The sequence below is a fragment of the Thiococcus pfennigii genome (genome assembly GCF_016583835.1).
Classification (GTDB): domain Bacteria; phylum Pseudomonadota; class Gammaproteobacteria; order Chromatiales; family Chromatiaceae; genus Thiococcus; species Thiococcus pfennigii.
In genome coordinates this window covers 103189-124835 of record NZ_NRRW01000003.1, presented here as the reverse complement: position 1 = coordinate 124835, position 21647 = coordinate 103189, and the positions used below count along the sequence as shown (strand labels likewise).

Sequence of the window (21647 nt, the reverse complement as noted above, 5' to 3'; positions counted from 1 at the left end):
CGCCCCGTCGTCCCCGCCGCTCACCCTGCCTCGGGTCGCAACCACCCGCGGCGCGGGGTCCGTCGACCTTCCCCCGTTGCCATCCGCGCCCCTGGAGCGCCGCTCGCGTGATCGAGAAACTCCGCAATATCGCTATCATCGCCCATGTCGACCATGGCAAGACGACCCTCGTCGACAAGCTGCTCCAGCAGTCCGGCACCCTTGGGGAGCGCTTCGGCCCGGTCGAACGGGTCATGGACTCCAACGAACTGGAGCGCGAGCGTGGCATCACGATCCTGTCGAAGAACACGGCGCTGCGCTGGCGCGACTACCGCATCAACATCGTCGACACCCCCGGCCATGCCGACTTCGGCGGCGAGGTCGAGCGGGTCCTGTCGATGGTCGACTCGGTCCTGCTGCTCGTCGATGCCCAGGAGGGGCCGATGCCGCAGACCCGCTTCGTCACGAGCAAGGCCTTTGCCCACGGCCTACGCCCGATCGTCGTCGTCAACAAGATCGATCGGCCCGGGGCGCGGCCGAGCTGGGTCGTCGATCAGGTCTTCGATCTCTTCGACCGCCTCGGCGCGAGCGATGAGCAGCTCGACTTCCCGATCGTCTACGCCTCGGCGCTCAATGGCTATGCCGGGCTCGACGAGGACGTGCGCGAGGGCGATATGACGCCGCTCTTCGAGGCGATCGTCACCCATTGCCCGCCGCCCGACGTCGACCCGCATGGCCCGTTCCAGATGCAGGTCTCGACGCTCGACTACAACTCGTTCGTCGGCGCCATCGCGATCGGCCGCATCCGTCGCGGCACCGTGCGCCCCAACCAGCCGATCGTCGTCGTCAAGCGCGACGGCGAGCGCCAACGCGCCAAGGTCGGGTTGGTCTATGGCTATCTCGGGCTAGAGCGCTTCGAGGAGTCCGAGGCCGAGGCCGGCGACATCGTCGCCCTGACCGGCATCGACGCACCGAACGTCTCCGATACCCTCTGCCACCCGGACCATGTCGAGGCCCTGCCGTCGCTGTCGATCGACGAGCCGACCGTCAGCATGACCTTCCAGGTCAACACCTCGCCGTTCGCCGGGCGCCAGGGCAAGTACCTGACCTCGCGCCAGCTCAAGGACCGCCTCGAGCGCGAGCTGATCCACAATGTCGCGCTGCGCGTCGAGGAGGGGCCGGATCCGGAGAAGTTCCGCGTCTCCGGGCGCGGCGAGCTGCACCTGTCGATCCTGCTCGAGAACATGCGCCGCGAGGGCTACGAGCTCGCGGTCTCGCGTCCCGAGGTCATCTTCCGCGAGGTCGACGGCGAGCTTTGCGAGCCCTACGAGCAGCTCACCGTCGACATCGATGAGAGCTCGCAGGGGGCCATCATGCAGGCCCTCGGCGAGCGGCGCGGCGACCTGAAGAACATGATCCCGGATGGGCGCGGCCGCGTGCGCCTCGACTACGACATCCCCTCGCGCGGGCTGATCGGCTTCCAGACCGAGTTCATGACGCTGACCTCCGGCACCGGGCTCAAGTACCACGTCTTCGATCGCTACGGGCCGGCGAGCCGCGGCGGTATCGCGCCGCGGCGCAACGGGGTCCTGATCTCCAACGCCACCGGCAAGGCCCTCGGCTACGCCCTCTTCAATCTGCAGGAGCGCGGCCGGATGCTGATCGCCCCGGGCGACGAGGTCTACGAGGGCCAGGTCGTCGGCATCCACTCGCGCGACAACGACCTCACCGTCAACCCGCTCAAGGCCAAGCAGCTCACCAACATCCGCGCCGCCGGCTCGGATGAGAACATCCTGCTGACCCCGCCGATCCGCTTCACGCTGGAGCAGGCGTTGGAGTTCATCGAGGACGACGAGCTGGTCGAGATCACGCCGGCGGCGATCCGCGTTCGCAAGCGCTGGCTCAAAGAGCACGAGCGCAAGCGGGCCGGGCGGATCTAGGGAGACGCCGATTCCTTGGTCACCCCGGCCAGCAGTCCGCAAGGCAGTCGAAACTCTGGTTTCCGATCTCGTGCAACGCGCGCCCCGGCCGGGAGCCGCGGCGCCGGTGCTCAGAGCCTGAGGTATCCCCGGATAGAAGGCCTAAACCGCCGTGGCCTAGGTTGACTGACCGACGGAAGCCGGCGCTCGCGATCTGGGCCATCTCGCCGTCGCGCGGCTCACTGGGAGCGCCGGCTTTCCAGCCGGCTCGTCGCCGTCACGGCTCGATGCCGCGTCGGCGGCGTCTGGGCCGCTAGAAGGGCATGTGCAGAGCGGCCATCCAGCGGCGCTCATCGGTGATCTCCTGGCTCCGGCGCCGAAGGTCGCGCGCCGGGGGCATCGAGCCCCCCGCGCGCGGGGCCGGCTGAAAGCCGGCGCTCCCAGTGCGTACCGACTCGCCGTCGAGGCCGATTTTGTGGGGATACCTCAGGCTCAGAGCCCGATCAGGATGGCGCCGTCCTCGACCCGAACCTCGTAGACCGGCTCGTCCTTCTTGGCCGGGCGGGCCAGGCACTTGCCGGTGGTGACGTCGAACTGGGCCTGGTGGCGGCGACAGGTCACGACCTGGCCGTCGAGCGTGCCCTTGTCGAGCTCGCCGCCGAAGTGGGTGCAGATGTTGCCGATCGCGTGGTAGTGGCCATCGATGTTGGTCACGAGGATCTGCGTGCGGCCGATCGTGACGCCCTTCATCGTGCCCGGGGGGATGTCGCCTTCGTGGGCGACGGTGTGGAATTCCATCGCGAGTCTCCTGTGGCTGGGTCGGTACCTTGCTCGCCGATGGAGATGGGCCCCGCCGCGGCGCTCATCAAGTCGGGCGGCCGCGCGGGATGGGTCATGCGTCCTGCAGTCTGGTGCGAGCGGGCCTGAAGCCGATCCCAGCCGCCCGGCAGTGCGACATGACCGGACCTGGTGCCGACGCCGTGGTCGGGTCAGCCCCTCGCGGGCGCAACCCGACGGCGGGCGACGCGGCGCTTGCGGAGTCGGCGTCGGGTTACGGCGCGCACAACTGCTTCGTTCTCATCGAAGGTCGTGCCGGCGCGCCTAGCCCAACGGCCGGCGATGCGGCGCCCGCCGAGGCCGCTACGGGCCGTGCCATCGGCCGCCGGCGGCAGGTCGACGCGCCGCACCGCTCAACGACGATTCAATTAGGTTCGATGCGCGGAAGGCGGGCTGCACCCGTTCGACACGCGGAAGCCATTGTATTTAAGTGTTTTTTATCTGTGCGCTTCGGGCGGAAGGCCGTTATGCCTGCCCCCGACAGGCACCCAACCCCGGACCTCACTCCAGTCCGATTGCGATCCCGATCAGTCGCCTGATCTCGACCAGTTGCGCGTCAGTGATGCGGGAGGGCGTCGAGGTAATCCGCTGCTTTGAAGTGGTCGTGACATGATGGGCCAAGGCGAAGCAGGCCTTGGTGCAGCCATTCTCCGGCGTGGGCAGGATCTGGACCGCCAGGTCGAAAATCACCAGGTGCGGGTCCTCCGCCAGGGGCACGAGGATGATGTTCGGATAGGTCTCATCGAACAGCCCGCTGTCCTCGATCACAACCGCCGGGCGCCGCTTATTCGGCTCCCTCGGCAGTGCGTCGCGCCAATCCACCAGGACGATCTGACCCGCCGTCGCCTTTTCCGAAGGCTTCACCGGGGCTCACCGTCGGCGGCAGGAGTCCCCCAATCGGCGTAAAAGGACTGCCCTTCGGGCGACGAAGCAACAAAGGCCCCGACGGCGCGGCTTTGCGCCCGAATGCGCTCTCGCCGAAGACGCCTCGCCTCGCTCGCGGCCAACTCGCGCACATAGGTCGCCAGGCCGATGCCCCTCGACTTCGCGGCATCTTCCAACGTCGCTTGGGTGTCATCATCCAGGCGGATGGATAACGGGTGACCCATCACCAAGCTCCAGAGTGGGGACTACGAGTCAGCCATACATGCTAGGACGACAGTCTAGCACTACTGGTGAACGGAGGCGCCAGGACGGAGGATCCATGACCAGGATCCCGGCCCAAACCGGCGCGGATGCTCGGGGTTCTCGCATCGTAGCAGCGCGACAACCTGACTAGATTTGGGAGCATGGCTCGTCCCCTGTGCGTAGGGCGCCGCGCCGGAGGGGTCATGCGCCCTGCAGTCTCGTGCGAGCGGGTTTGAAGCCGATTCCAGCCGCCCGGCCAGTGCGACATGACCACACCTGGTTCCGACGCCGTCGGTCGGGTTAGCCCCTCGCGGGGGTAACCCGACGGCGGGCGACGCGGCGCTTGCGGAGGTCGGTGTCGGGTTACGGCGCGCGCGAGACCGTTCGTTGTCAGCGACCGCGGTGCCGGCGCGCCTAACCCGACCGACGGGGCGTGCCGGTCTTCGCCGGGGCCGTAGGTCGGGTTAGCCCTTCGGGGCGTAACCCGACAGCCGGCATGCATCGGTCCTCGCGGCACCGATATGGATCCTCAGATCAGCGTCTCGGCGGCGGCCTGGGCGCGGCGTTCCAGGCCCGCCATGCCATGCCAGTAGCCGTCGCAGGGGCCGACCGGCATCAGCTTCTCGAGGATCGCTTGGCCCTCGGCGGGGGCCAGTTGGTCGGTCAGACACTGGTGGAAGACCTCGACGACCCGCTCGGTCTGGTTCGACTGGGGACTGATGCGGATCACGTCGACGCCGAGCGAGCGCAGTCGCGCGACCTCGCCGACCAGGTTGAAGGTCTTGGCCGACTGGGTCTGGATGCCGTTCAGGGCCAGGAACCGGGTGTCGTCCTGGGCCGAGAGGGTGAGGCCGTCCGGGTAGTCGATACAGCAGTAGCGGCAGTCGTCCTTGGGCAGGTTGCGGGCGCGGGCCGTGAAGCAGCGCGCCGAGTAGGCGAGCGGCAGGCGGCCGTAGGCGAAGACCTCGGTCTCCACGCCCGCCGGGCGGCGCAGCTGCATGTCGGCGAGCGACTCGTGCGAGAGCTCGACCGGGAAGACCCAGCGCGTCAGGCCCTGGCGGGCGAGCAGACCGAGCGTGCGCTCGTTGTAGATGTTGACGCTGTGCCCGGAGACGAAGGGCTTGCCGGCCATCAGCTGGACGGCGCCCATGTCGTTGGCCTCGACCAGATAGCGGCCGTTGCTGCAGATGCGGCGCAGGCGCTGGAGCTCGGACTCGGCCTCCAGCAGGGCCAGCGTCGAGAGGACCACCTCCTTGCCGGCGGCGCTCAGGCGCTCGGCCACGGCCAGCCAGTCTTCGTACTGCATCTGATTGCGCTTCGAGCAGATCGTCTCGCCCAGATAGACGATGTCGACCGGCGACTCGGCGATGCGCTCGTAGAAGGCCTCCACGGTCTCCTTCGGCCAGTAGTAGGCGATGGGTCCCAGGGAGAGCTTCGGTTGCTTCGTCATGCGTTGTATCCCCGTCACTGCCACGGTCGATGATAGGCGCCCAGCGTGGTCTGGGTCCCTTCCGACACCTTGCCGAGCTCGGTGAGCCATTCCTCCTTCGCGCGGTAGCCGGCCGGGTCGCGCCGGCAGGCATCGATCGCGGCGCGCCAGACCCGCGTGACCTGCTCGACATAGACCGGGCTGCGCTGGCGGCCCTCGATCTTGACCGCCTTGACCCCGCTTTCGACCAACTGCGGCAGCAGTTCCAGCGTGTTGAGGCTGATCGGTTCCTCGATCGCGTGGTAGGTGTGCCCGTCGACCCGGTAGCTGCCCTTGCAGAGGGTCGGATACCCGGCGTTGCGCCCTTGCGGATAGCGCTCGATCAGGACCCCGCCGAGGCGCGTCTCGAGGCCGTTGGGGGTCTCGCGCCACTCGACGTGGCTGGCCGGCGAGCAGGCGCCGAAGTTGTTCGGCGAGCGCCCGGTCGCGTAGGAGGACAGGATGCAGCGCCCTTCGACCATCACGCACAGGCTGCCGAACGCGAACACCTCGATCTCGACCGGGCTGTTCTCGATGACGTGGCGCACCTGGCTCATCGACAGCACGCGCGGCAGCACGGCGCGGCGGATGCCGAAGCGCTCCTTGTAGAAGCGCAGCGCCTCGTAGTTGGTCGCCGAGCCCTGGACCGAGAGGTGCAGCCGCAGGTTGGGGTGGTGTTCGCTGGCGTAGTCCAGCACCCCGATGTCGGCGGCGATGACGGCATCGACGCCCGCGTCGGCGGCCTGATCGACGGCGGCGCGCCAGCGCGGCCAGCCGCTCGGCTGCGGATAGGTGTTGAGGGCCACGAAGACCTTGACGCCGCGCTGGTGGGCATACTTGATGCCCTCGGCGATCTTGGCCGGGCCGAAGTTCAGGCCGGCGAAGTGGCGCGCGTTGGTGTCGTCGCGAAAGCCGATGTAGACGGCATCGGCGCCCTGGTCGACCGCCACCTTGAGCGATGGCAGGTTACCTGCTGGACAGACAAGTTCCATAAGACAAAAACCGATCTCATCAAATTGAGCCCATCCGGACCGATGTCCGGGCCCCGGGAGGCGCGGTCCTGCTCGCCCTCCCGCCCATGTCGTCGCCACCGGCGACGGAACGGAAAGACGCCCGCCGATCCCATCGGTGAGCGCCGTGCCGACCCTCTAGGATAACCGGCGCGCCGACGCGCTGCTCACCCGATGCCACCGGCGGCGCGCGCCGGGGGCGTCTGCTCGGTCGCCGCGTGCGTGCCCTGCGCCGTGCCGCGGCGACGCAGCTCCTGCTCGATGCCGTTCAGCACCGCCCACTTCTTCGCGCACCAGGCGGGCGCCAGGAGGATGTCGGGTGACGCGGTTCCGGTCAGGCGGTGGAAGAGGAGCGCCGGCGGCGTGCGCTCGATCAGGTCCGCGGCGATGCCGATGTAGTCCGACATCGCGAGCGGCTGGTACTCCCCGCGGCGCCATTCCGCGGCGAGTCGCGTCCCCTTCACGACGTGCAGCGGATGGACCTTCAGGGCGTCGGTGCCGAGGTCCAGGACGCGCTCGAGCGTCACCAGCGCCTCGCGCCGGCCCTCGCCCGGCAGGCCGACGATCAGGTGCGTGCACAGCCGCAGGCCGCGCCGCTGGGCGGCGCGCACCGTGCGCCGGTAGTCGGCGAGCCCGTGGCCGCGGTTGACCCGGCGCAGCGTCTCGTCGAAGGCCGATTGCAGGCCGAGCTCGAGCCAGACCTCGTAGCCCTGCGCGCGATAGGAGGCGAGCAGGTCGAGGACCCGGTCCGGGACGCAATCCGGCCGCGTGCCTACCGCGAGCCCGACGACATCCGCGTCGGCCAGCGCGGCATGATAGAGCTGGCTGAGGCGGACGGTGTCGGCGTAGGTGTTCGTGTAGGCCTGGAAGTAGGCGATGTAGCGGCGTGCGCCGGTGCGCTTGCGGATCACCTGCCGGCCGGCGGCGAGTTGCTCGGCGACCGTCGGCGGGCGCCGCGCGCTCGGGTTGAACGAGGCGTTGTTGCAGAAGGTGCACCCGCCCACACCCTTGCTGCCGTCACGGTTCGGGCAGGTCAGGCCGGCGTTGATCGCCAGCTTGTGCACCCGCTCGCCGTAACGGCGCTTGAGATCGACGCCGAGGGTGTTGACTAGGTCGGATAAGGCCATCCCGTCTCTATCGCGTTCGCGGTCGGGTCGTTGCCGGGGTTGGGCTCAACGGTCCCACAGATCGCGGCGTCTGCAAATGATTGGAATCAAGACGATATGGATCGATTTCCAGTAAAAACAAGGGGGTTTGCGCCCTCAGGGCGCCGCCTCCGGCGGGATCAGGCCCCGGGTGCGTGCCTCGGCCAGGATCAGGGCGTCGACCAGGTCGGGCCGCTCCTCATGGGCCAGGTGGCCGAGCCCGGGCAGTTCGACGACCCGCCCCTGCGGCAGCAGCGCCGCGACGGTCTGGGCCTCCTGCGGTGCGACGAAGCCGTCCTCGCTGCCGACGACGAGGACCACCGGGACATCGAGGCGTGGCAGGTCGCGTTCGAGGGTCTCCAGGTGCCACTTCGCCATCATCGTCAGGGCCGCGCTCGTGTGGCCCGGGGTGCCGAAGAGTCGACCGTACCAGTCGAGCTGCCCTGGCGTGAGGCTCGAGCCGGTGCTCGCGAGGGTCTCGGTGAGGACCTTGGGGTCCGATGCGCGCCAGGCGAAGACCTTCGCCGCCCAGTCGGTCGTGACGATGATCCGGATGATGGGCGCGAAGAGGTGGAAGGCGACGCCCCCCCGCCCGAGCAGTGCCCCGTTGAGGCTGATCAGGGCGCGCGGGGCGATCTGCCCGTCGATCGTCATCCGCGCCAGGATCGCCGCCCCCGCCGAGTGGCCGACGACCAGGTCCGGCGAGACCCCGAGGGCGGCGAGGAAGTCCTCCAAGAGCCCGGCCATCCCCTCGAGCGAGAAGGCGTCCTCGGCCGGCGCCGCGGTGAAGCCGTGGCCCGGGAGGTCTGGGGCGATGACCGTGAAGTGCTCGGCGAGGGTCGGGATCATCGCCTGCCACGAGTGGGTCGCCGCGCCCGTGCCGTGCGCGAGCAGCAGGACCGGTCCGCTGCCGAGGCGCTGATAGTGCCAGCGGATCCCGCCGGCCTCGATGAAATGGCTGGTCGCCCGGTTCGGCCAGTCGCGCCCCTCGACGGCCCAGGCCGGCCGGGAGAGCCCCGGGCCCTGCGTCTCGCCTGCGGTCGCGCTCGCCGGCATCAGCCAGGCGAGGCCGGCGAGCAGCGCGATCACCAGGGGCCAGCGTGGTCGGGGCGACCCAGGGGAGGTCGATCGCGAGCGGCGAGGGTCGGTACGTTGGTAAGGGGCGGCGGTGGGCAACGGCGGAATGGTCCTTGAGTCGACGAGACGGGGAGATGGCAACCTACCAACGATGCAACAACGACCGGTACCTAGGTTACGAACTAAGAAACACGCGAAGGGCGCGAAACTTATCGGGATGCAGGTGAGACCCTGGTTACTGTCGCGTACTTCGCGCATTTCGTAGTGTGTGTCCGTCGGCGGTGCTGTTCATGTGGCGGCTGAACTGTACCCTAGAGGCCCCAGGCCTCGAGAAAGGGGGTGTAGAAGTCGCGGTCGCGGATGGTCGCGCCGCGCCGCCCGACGATGGCCGAGGCGAAGGCCTGGGCGCGTTCGAGGGTCGGTGCGAGCGGCCAGTCGGCGAGCAGGCCGAGGATCAGGACGCTGGCGAAGGCGTCGCCGGCGCCGACCGCATCGACGACCGTGACCTGGCTGCGCGGCGCGACCCGTGTCAGGGTACCCGTGGACTCGCGGGCGAAGGCCCCGGCGGCGCCCTCGGTGACGAAGAGGGTCGCGAGGTCGAAGGCCTGTTGTAGGGCGGCGGCCTGGTCCGGCCGGTCGCTGCCGGTCGGGGCCAGCTCGGCGAGTTCGGCGGCGTTGATCTTGACCCAGGTGGCGGCGGCCAGCCGGTCGCGCACGGCCGCCGGTTCCCACCAAGGTGCGCGCAGGTTGACGTCGACGAAGACCGCCGGGTGGTGCGCCCGGCAGAGGGCCTCGAGGGCCGCGCGCGACGTCGGGCTGCGTAGCGCCAGGCTGCCGTGGTAGAGGAGCGCCCCGGTGCCGGCCTCCGGCAGCGCGGTGGGCTCGATCCGGTCGTAGGCCTGGTCGGGGACGATCTCGTAGGTCGGCTCGCCGTCGCGCAGGCGGACCTGGACGATGCCGGTCGGCGCCTCGCGGTCCCGCTGGAGGCCGCGCGTGTCCAGGCCCCAATCGGCCATCGCCGCGGCGATGGCCTGGCCGCGGGCGTCGTCGCCGACGCGGCTGATGAACAGCGGTGCGCGGCCGAAGGCCTGGAGGTGCCAGGCGACGTTGAAGGGGGCGCCGCCGAGGGCCTCGCCGTCGGGGAAGACGTCGTAGAGGACCTCGCCGAAGATCAAGGGACGGGCGCTGCGATCGAGGCTCATGGTTCGGTGGCCTCCGCGTTGGTGCTCGGGGCGTCGGTGCTCGGGGCGTCGTTCGGCTCCGCCCACCAGGCCAGCGTCTCGGGCAGGAAGTGGGCCAGCCCCTCGAGGATCCCGGCGCTGTAGTTGCCGTTCATGCCGTGGAAGTCGCCGCGGGCCAGGTAGAGACTGTCCAGGGTGCCGGCCCGCTCGGCGGCGGCGACCGCCTCGGCCCGCACCGTCGCGGTGGCGTTCGCGACCAGGACCGCGGGCAGGGGGCTGGCGAGCATCGCGATGTCGTTGCCGCTGTCGCCGGCACAGAGGGTGTGGGCCGCGGCGAAGCCCTCCTGGGCCATCAGGAACTCCACGGCGTGGCGCTTGCCCGCCGAGGCCGGCAGCAGATCGAGCAGGCCGGTCGCCGTCGTCTCGTCGACGCTCCAGATCAGGCTCGCGCGCACGCCGGCCGCGGCGAGGCGCTCCTCCATCTCGGGGAGCCGGCGGGCCTGGTCCCAATCGGACGGGGCGTACCAGCTGAGCTTGAAGGCGCCCTGCTTGGCGGGCTCCTGGAGGCGCAGGCCGGGGATGTCGCCGAGCAGCGCGGCCAGCGCGTCGCGGCCGAACCCGGCCCAGTCGCGGGCGATGCGAGTCGACCAGGCGACCGAGCCCTTCCAGTCGGCGCCGCTCACCCGGTAGACGCTGGTGCCGACATCGCCGATGACGAAGTCCGGTGCCGGCAGCCCGTACTCGGCGATGGCCGCCTCGATGAGCTCGCGGTGGCGCCCGGTGACATAGACCAGCGTCACCTCCTCGCGCGCGGCCAGGGCGCGCAGGCGCGGCCGTGCCGCCGGCGACTCGGGGGCTGCCCCGTTGGGCAGCAGGGTCCGGTCGAGGTCGGTGCAGAGGAGGAGGCGCATGGTCCCGTCGTCGGCCCGCGTGCGGCCTAGTCCGTGAGCTCGCGGCAGTCGGCGAGGATGACCTTGGTCTTGGTCTTGCCCCTCGGCGAAGACCCCTGGGCCTCCATCTCCTTCAGGACGTCCATCCCCTCGACGACATGGCCGAAGACGACATGCTTGCCGTCGAGCCAGGGCGTCGGCACGAGGGTGATGAAGAACTGCGAGCTGTTGGTGCCCGGCCCGGAGTTGGCCATCGAGAGGACACCGGCGTCCTCGTGCTTGAGACGGAAGTTCTCGTCCGGGAAGCGGCCGCCATAGATCGAGTCGCCGCCGCGGCCGTTGCCGCGGGTGATGTCGCCGCCCTGGACCATGAAGTCGGGGATGATGCGGTGGAACGGCGAGCCGGCATAGTGGAGCGGCTTGCCGGTCTTGCCGACGCCGAGTTCGCCCGTGCACAGGGCGCGGAAGTTCTCGGCGGTCTTCGGCACCACGTCGGCGCGCAGCTCGGCGACGATGGTGCCGGCCGGCTCGCCGCCGATCGTGATGTCCATCGCGACCTTGGGGTTGGCCGCTTGCGCCTGGCCGGCGACGGCGAGGCCGAGCAGGGCGGTGAGGACAATGGAGCTGATTCTGTTCATGCGGTTGTTCTCCCAGGGGATCCGAGCCCCTCATGTTAAACTGCCGAGTCCACCTTGCCAAAGGGCCGATCGATCGGGCGTCCGAGCCGAGAAGGCCCGCCGCGACCGCGCAAGGATACCAAGAAGCGCCGGGGGCGACCCGGCCGTCCTCGCCCGGCGCCCTGGCCGCGCCGCTCGCTCACCGAACGATGAAGACACCATGACTGATGTGCGCTCCCCGTCGGCCGTTGCCGGGCGGGTCCTGGCCGGCTCCTTCGCGAACCCCGCCGGCGCCCGCGACTATCGGCTCCATTGCCCCGCCGGGCGCGACGGGGCGGCCCACCCGCTGATCCTGATGTTGCACGGCTGCCTCCAGGACCCGGAGGACTTCGCCGCCGGTACGCGGATGGCCGAGATCGCCGGCGCGGCGGGCGCCTACGTCCTCTATCCGGGGCAGGGCCGGGAGGTCCAGCCGTCGGGCTGCTGGCGCTGGTTCGAGGAGGGGCACCAGGGGCGCGACGCCGGCGAGCCCTGGCTCCTCGCCGAGCTGACGCGGGCCATCATCGCCGAGCAGCCGATCGATCCGGCCAGGGTCTATGTCGCCGGACTGTCGGCCGGTGGGGCGATGGCGAGCATCCTGGCGGCGGCCTACCCGGACCTCTACGCCGCGGCCGGCGTCCACTCCGCGCCGCTCTACTTCGCCGTGCGCGAGGCCGTTCCGCCCTTCGATCGGCTCGGCCCCGGGGGGCCGCCGCCCACTGGGGTCGGCACGGTCGCCCCGATCATCGTCTTCCACGGCGACTGCGACAGGGTCGTGCACCCGATCCACGGGGCGCGGATCGTCGCCTGGGTCTGCGCGGCGCATGGCGGGTGCGGGTTCGGTGCCCTCGCCGGCCAGGACGGGGGCCTGCTCGTCGAGCCCGGGCGCGTGCCCGGCGGTCGCGCCTACACCCGCACCCGCTACCTGGACCGCGACGGCCGCCCCGCGGCCGAGCATTGGTCGATCCACGGCGCCGGCCACGCCTGGTCCGGCGGCAGTCCATCGGGCTCCTACACCGAACCGCTCGGCCCCGACGCCTCGGCCGAGATGCTGCGGTTCTTCGCCCAATTCCGCGGCCGGTCCCGGCGTGCCGCCTGAGCCCCCTCCATTTTCAGTCGTCTAAACGACTGAAAATGAAGCGAAGCGAAAATCGCATCGTCGCTTCGCGCCTACGCCGCCGCGCAGGGCCGAACCGTCTCGGGCAGGTGGGCGACAATCAGTCCGGCGAGCGCCGTCAGCGCCGGGCGGCGCGGAAAGCTGCGCCGCGCGACGAGCGAGATGCGCCGGTAGGCGTCCGGCAGGTCGAGGCGGCGCAACGCGATGTTGCCGTCGTGTGCCCAGCCGCTGCCGGCGGCCAGCGCCGGCACCAGGGTGCAGCCGAAGTCGGCGCTGACCAGTTGCAGGAGGGTCTCCAGGCTCGCCGCGCGCAGGTCGGCCGTCTCGCCGGTGCGTGGCCGCTCGGCGAGACGGCAGACCTCCATCACCTGGTGGGTCAGGCAGTGCCCGTCGGCCAGCAGTAGCAGCTCGACCGCCTCCAGGTCGTCCTGGGTGATCTCGGCCTTATCCGCCAGCGGGTGGCCGCGCGGGTGGGCGAGCCAGAAGGGCTCGTCGTAGAGGGGCTGGCCGGTGAGTTCGGCGTCGTCGGCCGGGGTGGCGAGCAACGCGGCGTCGAGGTCGTGCTGGCGCAGCCGCTGGAGCAGGGTGTCGGTGATCTCCTCGAACAGGACCAGCTGGAGCTGCGGGTAGCGCTGGCGCAGCGGTCTGAGGATCAGCGGCATCAGGTAGGGGCTCAGGGTCGGGATCGCGCCGATGCGCAGCGGCCCGGCCAGCGGGTCCTGGTGGGCGCGCGCGGTCCGCTCGATCGCCTCGGCCTGCTCCAGCAGGAGCCGCGCATGGGCGAGGATGCCTTCGCCGATCGGGGTCACCTCGACCGAGCGGTTGGTGCGCTCGAAGATGGTGACGCCGAGTTCGTCCTCGAGCTTCTTGATCTGGCCGCTCAGCGTCGGTTGGCTGACGAAGCAGCGCTCGGCGGCCCGGCCGAAGTGATGGGTCTCGGCGACGGCGATGATGTATTTGAGGTCACGCAGGTTCATGGGTCGTTCGCAGACGGGTCCTTAGGGTTCGAATGGCCGCAGGTGCGCTTCGGCATCGAGGGCGTCCGCCTGCTCGTCGGAGGCGAAGGCGGAGTGGAAGCGTTCGACGGTCTCGGCGGCCTCGTCGGGCCGCCCGAAGCGCGCGATGTGGTAGATGGCCTCGCCCTCGGTGACCAACGGCAGGTTGGTGCGGCCGATGACGATGCCGCCGCTCGGGGCGAGGACCGGTTCCTCCTCGTGGCGGAAGACGTCGGCGATGACGCCGAGACGGTCGCCCCGGCGCACCTGGGCGCCGAGCCGCGTCAACGAGCGCAGCACGCCGCTCTGGTGCGCGCGCACCCAGAGGCTCGCGCGGGCCACGACCGGGGCGGTCACCGGGCGCAGGCGCAGGCCGCCCGTGCCGCGCAGCATCCCGAGGTGACGCATGACGGCGAGGATCCCGCGCAGGCCGGCCCGGATTGCGATCTCCTCGAAGCGCAGCGCTTCGCCGGCCTCGTAGACCAGGAGCGGGATCTGCCGCTCGGCGGCGGCGGCGCGCAGGGAGCCGTCGCGCAGCTCCGAGTTGAGGATCACGGGGGCGCCGAAGGCGTGGGCGAGGCCCGGCAGGTCGCGGTGGCCGTCGAGGGCCGTGCGGATCTGGGGCAGGTTCTCGCGGTGGGCGGCGCCCGTGTGCAGGTCGATGCCGTGGGTGGCGCGGGCGACGACCTCGCGCATCAGGGTGCTCGCCAGGCGCGCGGCGAGCGAGCCGGTCTCCGAACCCGGGAACGAACGGTTGAGGTCGCGCCGATCGGGTAGGTAGCGGGACTGGCGCACGAAGCCGTAGGTGTTGACCACCGGCACCGCGAGCAGCGTGCCGCGCAGTTGGCGCAGGGCCTTGAGGCCCATCAGTCGGCGGATGATCTCGACGCCGTTGATCTCGTCGCCGTGGATCGCGGCGGTGACGAACAGGGTCGGGCCTGGGCGACGGCCGTGCAGGACCTGGACCGGCAGGAAGACCGGCGATTGGGTATAGAGGCTCGGCAGCGGCACGTTGACGTCGACCCGCTCGCCGGGCTGGATCAGCCGGTCGCCGATGCGGATGGGTTCGACGGTCACCTCAGCCCTTACCGCGGGTGCGGGTCTTGCCTTCGACGGCATGTTTCTCGATGAACTCCACCATCATACCGGCGATGTCCTTGTCCGTCGTCGCCTCGATGCCCTGGAGCCCGGGCGAGGAGTTGACCTCCATGACGACCGGGCCGTGGTTGGCGCGCAGGATATCGACACCGGCGACGTTGAGCCCCATGATCCGCGCCGCACGCACCGCCGTCGAGCGCTCCTCCGGGGTGATCCGCACCGCGACCGCGCTGCCGCCGCGGTGCAGGTTCGAGCGGAACTCCCCCTCCTTGGCCTGGCGCTTCATCGCCGCGACGACCTTGTCGCCGATGACGAAGCAGCGGATGTCGGCGCCGCCGGCCTCCCGGATGTACTCCTGCACCAGGATGTTGGCGCGCAGACCCAGGAAGGCCTCAATGACGCTCTCGGCGGCCTTTTCGGTCTCGGCCAACACGACGCCGATGCCCTGGGTCCCTTCCAGCAGCTTGATGACGAGCGGCGCGCCGCCGACCATCTTGATCAGGTCCTCGACATCGTCCGGGGCGTGGGCGAAGCCGGTCACCGGCAGGCCGATGCCGCGCCGCGACAACAGCTGGAGCGAGCGCAGCTTGTCGCGGGCGCGGGTGATGGCGACCGACTCGTTGAGCGGATAGACCCCCATCATCTCGAACTGGCGCAGCACCGCGGTGCCGTAGAAGGTCACCGAGGCGCCGATGCGCGGGATCACGGCATCGAAGTCGTCGAGGACCTCGCCCTTGTAGTGGATCGACGGCTTGTGCGAGGTGATGTTCATGTAACAACGCAGCACGTCGACGACGCGCGCCTCGTGGCCGCGCGCGCGCGCGGCCTCGACCAGCCGTTGGGTGGAATAGAGCCGCGAATCGCGCGAGAGAATGGCGATCTTCATCGTCTTGCCTCCACCGTCGGGGTAGCCGTGTCTGGGTACGCTGGGCCGCTTCGCTCGCGTGAGCGCCGCTGGCCCGCGTTCGGATGGGCCGCCGGCGCGCATCATGCCAGATCGGCCGCGATCGCGCGCCGTGCGAAGGGCGGCGCTCGGGTCAGGGCCGGGGGCGGCCCTCGCGGAGCGTCGTCACGAGCAGGAACGCCACGCCGATGCTGATCGCGCTGTCGGCGATGTTGAACGCTGGCCACGGATTGAACAGCCGCAGCGGGATGAACGGGAGATAGACCTGGATGAAGTCGACGACATGGCCATAGAGGACCCGATCGATGAGGTTGCCGAGCGCCCCGCCGATGACCAGCGCGAGGGCGACGGCGAGCCGGCGTTCTGTCCGGGGCAGGCGCACCAGCCAGACGCCGAGGGCCGCGCTCATCGCCAGGGCGAAGGCGGCGAGCCCCCAGCGCTGTAGGCCCCCGGCATCGGCGAGGAAGCTGAAGGCCGCGCCCTCGTTGAAGAGCAGTGTCAGGTTGAAGACCGGGGCCAGGACCGGCAGCGGGACATGCGGCTCGAGCCAGAGCAGGGCCGCGACCTTGGTGGCCTGATCGATGACCAGGACGAGCGCCGAGAGCCAGAGCCAGCGTGCCATGACCCGGGGCCTCAGGCGTAGCGGCGGGTCTCGCCGGACCCGGCGAGGTTGGTGACGCAGCGCCCGCAGAGCTCCGGGTGGTCGGCATCCGTGCCGACGTCGGGGCGGTGGTGCCAGCAGCGCACGCACTTGGGGTGCGGCGAGGCGGCGACCGCGACCGCGAGGCCCGGGAGTGCGGTGGGCACGGCCTCGGCGATGGCCTCGCCCGGCGGCTCGGCGAGCCGGTGCAGCCGGACCTCGGAGACGATGAGGACGAAGCGTAGCTCCTCGCCGAGGCGCGCGAGCGTCTCGTAGAGGGCCGGTTCGGCGTAGAGGTCGACCTCGGCGTCGAGGGCCGCGCCGATGACGCCGGCCTTGCGGGCTGCCTCCAGGGCCGGGGCGACAGCGGTGCGGGCGGCGATCACCAGGTCCCAGCCGGCGCGATCGAGCGGGGCGCCCGCGGCGAGCGGGACGAGGCCCTCGTACCAGGTCTCCAGGTGCACCGAGGGACCGCGCTCGCCGGGGATGTGCGGCCAGATCTCGTCGGCCGTGAAGCTCAGGATCGGCGCCAGCCAGCGGCTCATCGCCTCGATGATGTGGTACATCGCGCTCTGGCAGGAGCGGCGCGGGCGCCCGTCCGGGGGCGTCGTGTACTGGCGGTCCTTGATGACGTCGAGGTAGAAGCCGCCCATGTCGACGACGCAGAAGTTGTGGATCCGCTGGTAGATCAGGTGGAACTGGTAGCCGCGGTAGGCCTCGACGATCTCCTCTTGCAGTTGCCGCGCCCGGTCGACGGCCCAGCGGTCGAGGGCGAGCAGGTCGTCGGCGGCCAGGAGATCGCGCGCCGGGTCGAAGCCGTCGAGGTTCGCAAGCAGGAAGCGCGCCGTGTTGCGCAGGCGCCGGTAGGCGTCCGCGGTACGGGTGAGGATCTCCTTGGAGACGCTCATCTCCCCGCGGTAGTCGGTCGCCGCGACCCACAGGCGGATGATGTCGGCCCCGAGGGTCTTCATGATCTCCTGCGGGCTGACGACGTTGCCCTTGGACTTCGACATCTTCTCGCCCTTGGCGTCGACGGTGAAGCCGTGGGTGAGGACCTCGCGGTAGGGGGCGCGCCCGTGCATCGCGACCGAGGTCATCAACGAGGACTGGAACCAGCCGCGGTGCTGGTCGGAGCCCTCCAGATAGAGGTCGGCCGGGAAGCGCAGGTCGGCGCGGCGCTCCAGCACGCAGGCATGGGTAACGCCCGAGTCGAACCAGACGTCCAGCGTGTCGTGGACCTTCTCGTAGCGCTCCGCCTCGGCCTCGCCGATGAGGTCGGCTGGCGCCAGCGCGAACCAGGCCTCGACGCCGCGCTCCTCGACAAGGCGGGCGACGGCCTCGATCAGCTCGGCGGTGCGTGGGTGCGGCTCGCCGCTCGCCCGGTCGATCAGCAGCGGGATCGGCACGCCCCAGGTGCGCTGGCGCGAGATGCACCAGTCGGGGCGGCCGCGGACCATCGCCTCGATGCGGTTGCGGCCCCAGTCGGGCATCCAGGTGACCTCGCCGATCTCGCGTAGCGCCGCCTCGCGCAGCGCCCCCTCGCACACCCCCGGGCGGTCCATGCTGATGAACCACTGGGGCGTGGCACGGAAGATGATCGGCGTCTTGTGCCGCCAACAGTGGGGGTAGCTGTGCGTGAAGCGCTCCTCGCGCAGCAGCGCGCCGCGGGCCTTCAGGACCTCGATGACGTGCTCGTTGGCCTTGAAGACGTTCTCGCCCGCGAAGAGTGGCGTATCCGGCAGGAAGCGCCCATCGCCGCCGACCGGGTTGTCGACCGGCAGGCCGTAGCGGCTGCCGACGATGTAGTCCTCGTGGCCGTGGCCGGGGGCCGTGTGCACGGCGCCGGTGCCGGCCTCCAACGTGACGTGCTCGCCGAGGATGACCGGCACCTCACGGGCGTAGAAGGGGTGCTGGAGCCTGAGCCCCTCGAAGGCCGCACCGCGGGCGTAGCCGATGACCCGGTAGCGCTCGATCCCCCAGCGGTCCATCGTGTCCTTGAGCAGCCCCTCGGCGACGACGAGCCGCTCGTGGGCGGCCTCGCCCTCGGTCTGCACGACGACATAGTCGAGTTCGGGATTCAGCGCGACGGCCTGATTCGCAGGCAGGGTCCAGGGCGTCGTCGTCCAGATGACGAGCGCGAGCGGCCCCTGGCCCTGGCCGTCGGGCAGGCCATGGCAGCGGGCGAGGAGGGCCGCCTCGTCGAGTACGGCGAAGCGCACGTCGATCGCGATCGACTGCTTCTCGGCGTACTCGACCTCGGCCTCGGCGAGCGCCGAGCCGCAGTCGATGCACCAGTGCACCGGCTTCTCGCCCTTCTGCAGGTGGCCGTTGGCGACGATGCGCCCGAGCGCGCGGATGATGTCCGCCTCGAAGCGGTAGTCCATCGTCAGGTACGGGTCGTCCCAGTCGCCGAGGACGCCGAGGCGACGGAAGTCGCGGCGCTGGCCGTCGACCTGGGCGGCGGCGTAGTCACGGCAGGCCTCGCGGAACTGGGCGGCGCTGATCTTGGCGCCCGGCTTGCCCTGCTTCTTCTCGACCTGGAGCTCGATCGGCAGCCCGTGGCAGTCCCAACCCGGCACGTAAGGGGCGTCGAGCCCATCGAGGGTGCGCGCCTTGACGATGATGTCCTTCAGCACCTTGTTGACCGCGTGGCCGATGTGGATCTCGCCGTTGGCATAGGGGGGGCCGTCGTGCAGGATGAAGGTCGGCTGGCCGGCGCGGGCGCGGCGGATCGCCGCGTAGAGGTCGAGCGCCTCCCAGCGGGCGAGCATCTCGGGTTCGCGCTGGGCCAGATTGGCCTTCATCGGAAAGGCGGTCTTCGGCAGGTTCAGGGTGTCTTTGTAATCAGCCACGCGTGCGGTCTCTCAGGGCTTGGGTGGGCGTCGGTCCGGCATCGCCGCGGGTTGGCGCGCGGACCGGGCGCCGATCGTCGCGGTCTCCCGCCAAGGTATCACGGTCCGCGCCGCGGCGGGGACCGGCCGAGGAATGCGCGCGCCGCGGCGACGTCGCGCTCGATTTGGCGGACCAGGGCCTCGAGCGAATCGAAGCGCGCCTCGTCGCGCAGCTTCAGGCGGGGTTCGACCTCGGCGTGGCGGTCGTAGATGTCGCCGGCGAAGTCGAGCAGGTGCACCTCCAGCAGCGGGCGCACGTCGCCGCCGAAGGTCGGGCGCACGCCGACGTTGGCGACACCCGGCCAGGGGTCGGGCGCGACGCCGTGGACCATCACTGCGTAGACGCCGCTCAGCGGACTGATGCGCCGGCGCAGGCCGATGTTTGCGGTCGGGAAGCCGATGCTGCGCCCGCGCTTGTCGCCGTGGACGACCCGTCCGCAGATCCGGTAGGGGCGTCCGAGCAGGTGGCGGGCCTGCTCCAGGTCGCCGGCGGCGAGGGCCTCGCGGATGCGGGTGCTGCTGATCCGCTCGGTCCCGTGGGTGATGGTGTCCAGGTCCTCGACGGCGAAGCCGTGCGCGGCGCCCATCGCCCGCAGCAGCGCGATGTCGCCACCGCGTCCGCGGCCGAAGCGGAAGTCGTCGCCGACCAGCAGCGAGGCGATACCGAGGCCCTCGACGAGCACCGCGCGGACGAAGTCGCGCGGCGGCATGGCCGCGAACCTGGGACCGAAGGGCAGCAGGAGCACCTGCTCGATCCCGCAGTCCTGGATCGCCGCCAGCTTCTCGCGCAGCCGGGTCAGGCGCGCCGGGGCGGCGTGCGGGGCGAGGACCTCGAGCGGCTGGGGCTCGAAGGTGATGACGGTGGCCGGCAGGCCGAATTCGCGTCCGCGCGCGAGGAGCCGCTCGAAGACGCTGCGGTGGCCCAGGTGCACGCCATCGAAGTTGCCGATGGTCGCGACGCAGCCGCGGTGGGCGGGGCGGATGTTATGCGAGCCGCGGATGACCTTCATCTGCTCCGGATCGGTGATGGAAAAAGGGATCGAATTATAAGCCGCAACCGGCGGCGATTCCGAATCCGGCGGCCCCTCGACGGCCGGCGCGAGCCGAACCATCAGCGGGCGTGCGCGGTGGCGACATGTCGGCCGGACCGGCCATTCGATCGGGTCTTCAGGCCCGGTCCGCCAACTCGTGCGGTCGCACGCCGAGCAGGAACAGGGCACCGAGATAGGTGAGCGCCCCGAGCAGGATCCACCCGGCCAGGTGTCCGATCTGCCGCCCGGTGTCCCAGGCCAGCCAATCGGTGGTCGCCCCGGTGCCGCCGACGAGGAGCGCGCCCATCAGCAGGGTCGCGGACGCGGCCCTCGCGACGCGTGCCGGCCAGCCGGCCGCGGGCCGGTAGATGCCCTCGCGCAGGAGGACCCACAGCAGCAGGGCGGCGTTGACGAGGGCGGCCAGGCTGGTCGCGAGCGCCAAGCCGGCATGGCCGAGCGGCCCCATCAGCGCCAGGCTCAGCACCAGGTTGGCGAGCAGTGCGACGAGGGCGATGCGCAGCGGCGTGCGTGCGTCCTGGCGCGCGTAGAAGCCGGGGGCGAGGACCTTGATCGTGATGAAGGGCAGTAGTCCGGCGGCATAGGCGATGAGGCTGCGGCTCGCCATCGCGACGTCCTCGCCGCCGAATTCGCCGGAGTGGAATAGGGTCGCGATCAGCGGTCCGGCGAGCGCCATCAGACCGACCCCGGCCGGCAGGCCGAGCAGGAGCACCCAGCGTAGTGCCCAGTCGAGCGTCTGAGACAGTTCCCCTGGCGCCTGTGCGGCCTGGTGGCGGGACAGGCGCGGCAGGATGGCGGTGCCGAGGGCCACTCCGAGGAGGCCGAGCGGCAGCTCGACGAGGCGGTCCGAGTAGTAAAGCCAGGAGATGCTGCCGGCGGTGAGGAAGGAGGCGAGCAAGGTGTCGAGGAGCAGGTTGATCTGGGTCACCGAGACCCCGAGCAGGGCCGGGGCCATCGACTGCAGGACCCGCCGCACGCCCGGGTCGCGCGGCTGTAGCCGCGGCCGGGGCAGCAGGCCGAGACGGGCGAGAAACGGGACCTGGAACGCGAGTTGGACGATGCCGGCGAGCAGTACGCCCCAGGCGAGGGCGAGGATCGGTTGGTCCAGGAGCGGGGCGAGCCAGAGGGCGCAGGCGATCATCACCAGGTTGAGCAGCACGGGCGTGAAGGCCGGTACGGCGAAGCGCTCGTGGCTGTTCTGGATGGCCCCGGCGAGGGCCGTCAGGGCGATGAACAGCAGGTACGGGAAGGTGAGCCGCAGCATCTCGGTGGCGAGTGCGCGCTGCGCCGGGTCGTCAGCGAAGCCGGGGGCGACGAGGACGAGCAGGACCGGGGCGGTCAGGATCCCGATGGCGGTCGCGACGAGCAGGGCGAGGCCGAACGTCCCGGCGACGCGCTCCACGAGTGCCCTGAGTTCGGCGAAGGGGCGGTGCGCGCGGTAGTCGCTCAGTACCGGCACGAAGGCCATCGAGAAGGCCCCCTCGGCGAACAGCCGGCGCAGGAGATTCGGGATCTTGAAGGCGACGAAGAAGGCGTCGGTGGCGGCATCGGCGCCAAACAGGCGGGCGATGACGAGGTCGCGGACGAAGCCCAGCACGCGCGAGACGAGGGTGGCGCCACCGACCTTGGCGGTGGCTGCGAGGAGGGAAGGCCCGGGCACGCG

At 70.6% G+C, this 21647-nt stretch carries 18 protein-coding genes; 2 read left to right on the top strand and 16 right to left on the bottom strand.

Annotation, left to right across the window (positions count from 1 at the left end; genetic code table 11):
- Nucleotides 1–107 precede the first annotated feature (107 nt).
- Nucleotides 108–1919, top strand: coding sequence for a translational GTPase TypA (typA, locus tag CKO41_RS02080; RefSeq protein ID WP_200381093.1), 1812 nt, complete (start codon nt 108–110; stop codon nt 1917–1919).
- Nucleotides 1920–2390: 471 nt separating this feature from the next.
- On the opposite strand, the gene CKO41_RS02075 is transcribed toward typA, so the two are convergent.
- The 9 genes from CKO41_RS02075 to CKO41_RS02030 form a co-directional block, all read right to left on the bottom strand.
- The gene (locus CKO41_RS02075; RefSeq protein WP_200251966.1) at nt 2391–2696 is read right to left on the bottom strand and encodes a Rieske (2Fe-2S) protein; all 306 of its coding nucleotides are present in this window, start codon (nt 2694–2696) and stop codon (nt 2391–2393) included.
- Between the two features lie 540 nt (nt 2697–3236).
- Nucleotides 3237–3599: a type II toxin-antitoxin system PemK/MazF family toxin gene (locus tag CKO41_RS02070; RefSeq protein ID WP_200251963.1), complete on the bottom strand. Its 363-nt coding sequence runs from the start codon at nt 3597–3599 to the stop codon at nt 3237–3239.
- A gap of 793 nt (nt 3600–4392) precedes the next feature.
- Nucleotides 4393–5313 (bottom strand): ubiquinone anaerobic biosynthesis protein UbiV, encoded by a 921-nt coding sequence (ubiV, locus tag CKO41_RS02060; RefSeq protein WP_200381092.1) that lies wholly within the window; start codon nt 5311–5313, stop codon nt 4393–4395.
- A gap of 14 nt (nt 5314–5327) precedes the next feature.
- A complete protein-coding gene (gene ubiU / locus CKO41_RS02055) occupies nt 5328–6323 on the bottom strand; it encodes a ubiquinone anaerobic biosynthesis protein UbiU (RefSeq protein ID WP_200251958.1) in 996 nt (331 codons plus the stop codon).
- 185 nt (nt 6324–6508) lie between these two features.
- The gene (gene mnmL / locus CKO41_RS02050) at nt 6509–7468 is read right to left on the bottom strand and encodes a tRNA modification radical SAM protein MnmL/YtqA (RefSeq protein ID WP_200381091.1); all 960 of its coding nucleotides are present in this window, start codon (nt 7466–7468) and stop codon (nt 6509–6511) included.
- A gap of 135 nt (nt 7469–7603) precedes the next feature.
- Nucleotides 7604–8575 (bottom strand): alpha/beta fold hydrolase BchO, encoded by a 972-nt coding sequence (bchO, locus tag CKO41_RS02045; RefSeq protein ID WP_338115529.1) that lies wholly within the window; start codon nt 8573–8575, stop codon nt 7604–7606.
- Nucleotides 8576–8874: 299 nt separating this feature from the next.
- Nucleotides 8875–9765: a carbohydrate kinase family protein gene (locus tag CKO41_RS02040; protein WP_200381090.1), complete on the bottom strand. Its 891-nt coding sequence runs from the start codon at nt 9763–9765 to the stop codon at nt 8875–8877.
- Nucleotides 9762–10655, bottom strand: a complete 894-nt coding sequence (locus tag CKO41_RS02035) for an HAD-IIB family hydrolase (RefSeq protein ID WP_200252690.1) — start codon at nt 10653–10655, stop codon at nt 9762–9764. Before CKO41_RS02035 ends, CKO41_RS02040 begins: the two co-directional genes overlap by 4 nt.
- 26 nt (nt 10656–10681) lie before the next feature.
- Nucleotides 10682–11272, bottom strand: a complete 591-nt coding sequence (locus CKO41_RS02030; protein WP_200252688.1) for a peptidylprolyl isomerase — start codon at nt 11270–11272, stop codon at nt 10682–10684.
- A gap of 199 nt (nt 11273–11471) precedes the next feature.
- Here CKO41_RS02030 and CKO41_RS02025 point away from each other — a divergent pair, with 199 nt between their 5' ends.
- The gene (locus tag CKO41_RS02025; protein WP_200252686.1) at nt 11472–12389 is read left to right on the top strand and encodes an extracellular catalytic domain type 1 short-chain-length polyhydroxyalkanoate depolymerase; all 918 of its coding nucleotides are present in this window, start codon (nt 11472–11474) and stop codon (nt 12387–12389) included.
- Between the two features lie 71 nt (nt 12390–12460).
- On the opposite strand, the gene CKO41_RS02020 is transcribed toward CKO41_RS02025, so the two are convergent.
- From CKO41_RS02020 to murJ, 7 genes are all read right to left on the bottom strand, one after another.
- Entirely contained in the window at nt 12461–13384 is a 924-nt protein-coding gene (locus CKO41_RS02020) for a LysR substrate-binding domain-containing protein (RefSeq protein ID WP_200381089.1), read from the bottom strand.
- Nucleotides 13385–13405: 21 nt separating this feature from the next.
- On the bottom strand, nt 13406–14479 hold the full coding sequence (locus CKO41_RS02015; protein ID WP_338115528.1) for a succinylglutamate desuccinylase/aspartoacylase family protein: 1074 nt from the start codon (nt 14477–14479) through the stop codon (nt 13406–13408).
- A gap of 1 nt (nt 14480) precedes the next feature.
- Nucleotides 14481–15386, bottom strand: a complete 906-nt coding sequence (gene rimK, locus CKO41_RS02010; protein WP_200252680.1) for a 30S ribosomal protein S6--L-glutamate ligase — start codon at nt 15384–15386, stop codon at nt 14481–14483.
- A gap of 151 nt (nt 15387–15537) precedes the next feature.
- On the bottom strand, nt 15538–16026 hold the full coding sequence (lspA, locus tag CKO41_RS02005) for a signal peptidase II (protein WP_200381087.1): 489 nt from the start codon (nt 16024–16026) through the stop codon (nt 15538–15540).
- An 11-nt stretch (nt 16027–16037) separates the two neighbouring features.
- Nucleotides 16038–18896, bottom strand: a complete 2859-nt coding sequence (ileS, locus tag CKO41_RS02000; RefSeq protein WP_200381086.1) for an isoleucine--tRNA ligase — start codon at nt 18894–18896, stop codon at nt 16038–16040.
- A 98-nt stretch (nt 18897–18994) separates the two neighbouring features.
- Nucleotides 18995–19945, bottom strand: coding sequence for a bifunctional riboflavin kinase/FAD synthetase (ribF, locus tag CKO41_RS01995; RefSeq protein ID WP_200252672.1), 951 nt, complete (start codon nt 19943–19945; stop codon nt 18995–18997).
- A 157-nt stretch (nt 19946–20102) separates the two neighbouring features.
- On the bottom strand, nt 20103–21644 hold the full coding sequence (gene murJ / locus CKO41_RS01990) for a murein biosynthesis integral membrane protein MurJ (RefSeq protein ID WP_200252669.1): 1542 nt from the start codon (nt 21642–21644) through the stop codon (nt 20103–20105).
- Nucleotides 21645–21647: the final 3 nt, after the last annotated feature.

Coding starts and splice junctions, on each gene's coding strand:
- mnmL (WP_200381091.1), bottom strand. CDS start 7,468: ATGGCCTTATCCGACCTAGTCAACACCCTCGGCGTCGATCTCAAGCGC.
- lspA (WP_200381087.1), bottom strand. CDS start 16,026: ATGGCACGCTGGCTCTGGCTCTCGGCGCTCGTCCTGGTCATCGATCAG.
- ribF (WP_200252672.1), bottom strand. CDS start 19,945: ATGAAGGTCATCCGCGGCTCGCATAACATCCGCCCCGCCCACCGCGGC.
- rimK (WP_200252680.1), bottom strand. CDS start 15,386: ATGAAGATCGCCATTCTCTCGCGCGATTCGCGGCTCTATTCCACCCAA.
- CKO41_RS02030 (WP_200252688.1), bottom strand. CDS start 11,272: ATGAACAGAATCAGCTCCATTGTCCTCACCGCCCTGCTCGGCCTCGCC.
- CKO41_RS02020 (WP_200381089.1), bottom strand. CDS start 13,384: ATGAACCTGCGTGACCTCAAATACATCATCGCCGTCGCCGAGACCCAT.
- CKO41_RS02035 (WP_200252690.1), bottom strand. CDS start 10,655: ATGCGCCTCCTCCTCTGCACCGACCTCGACCGGACCCTGCTGCCCAAC.
- CKO41_RS02040 (WP_200381090.1), bottom strand. CDS start 9,765: ATGAGCCTCGATCGCAGCGCCCGTCCCTTGATCTTCGGCGAGGTCCTC.
- ubiV (WP_200381092.1), bottom strand. CDS start 5,313: ATGACGAAGCAACCGAAGCTCTCCCTGGGACCCATCGCCTACTACTGG.
- CKO41_RS02075 (WP_200251966.1), bottom strand. CDS start 2,696: ATGGAATTCCACACCGTCGCCCACGAAGGCGACATCCCCCCGGGCACG.
- ubiU (WP_200251958.1), bottom strand. CDS start 6,323: ATGGAACTTGTCTGTCCAGCAGGTAACCTGCCATCGCTCAAGGTGGCG.
- CKO41_RS02025 (WP_200252686.1), top strand. CDS start 11,472: ATGACTGATGTGCGCTCCCCGTCGGCCGTTGCCGGGCGGGTCCTGGCC.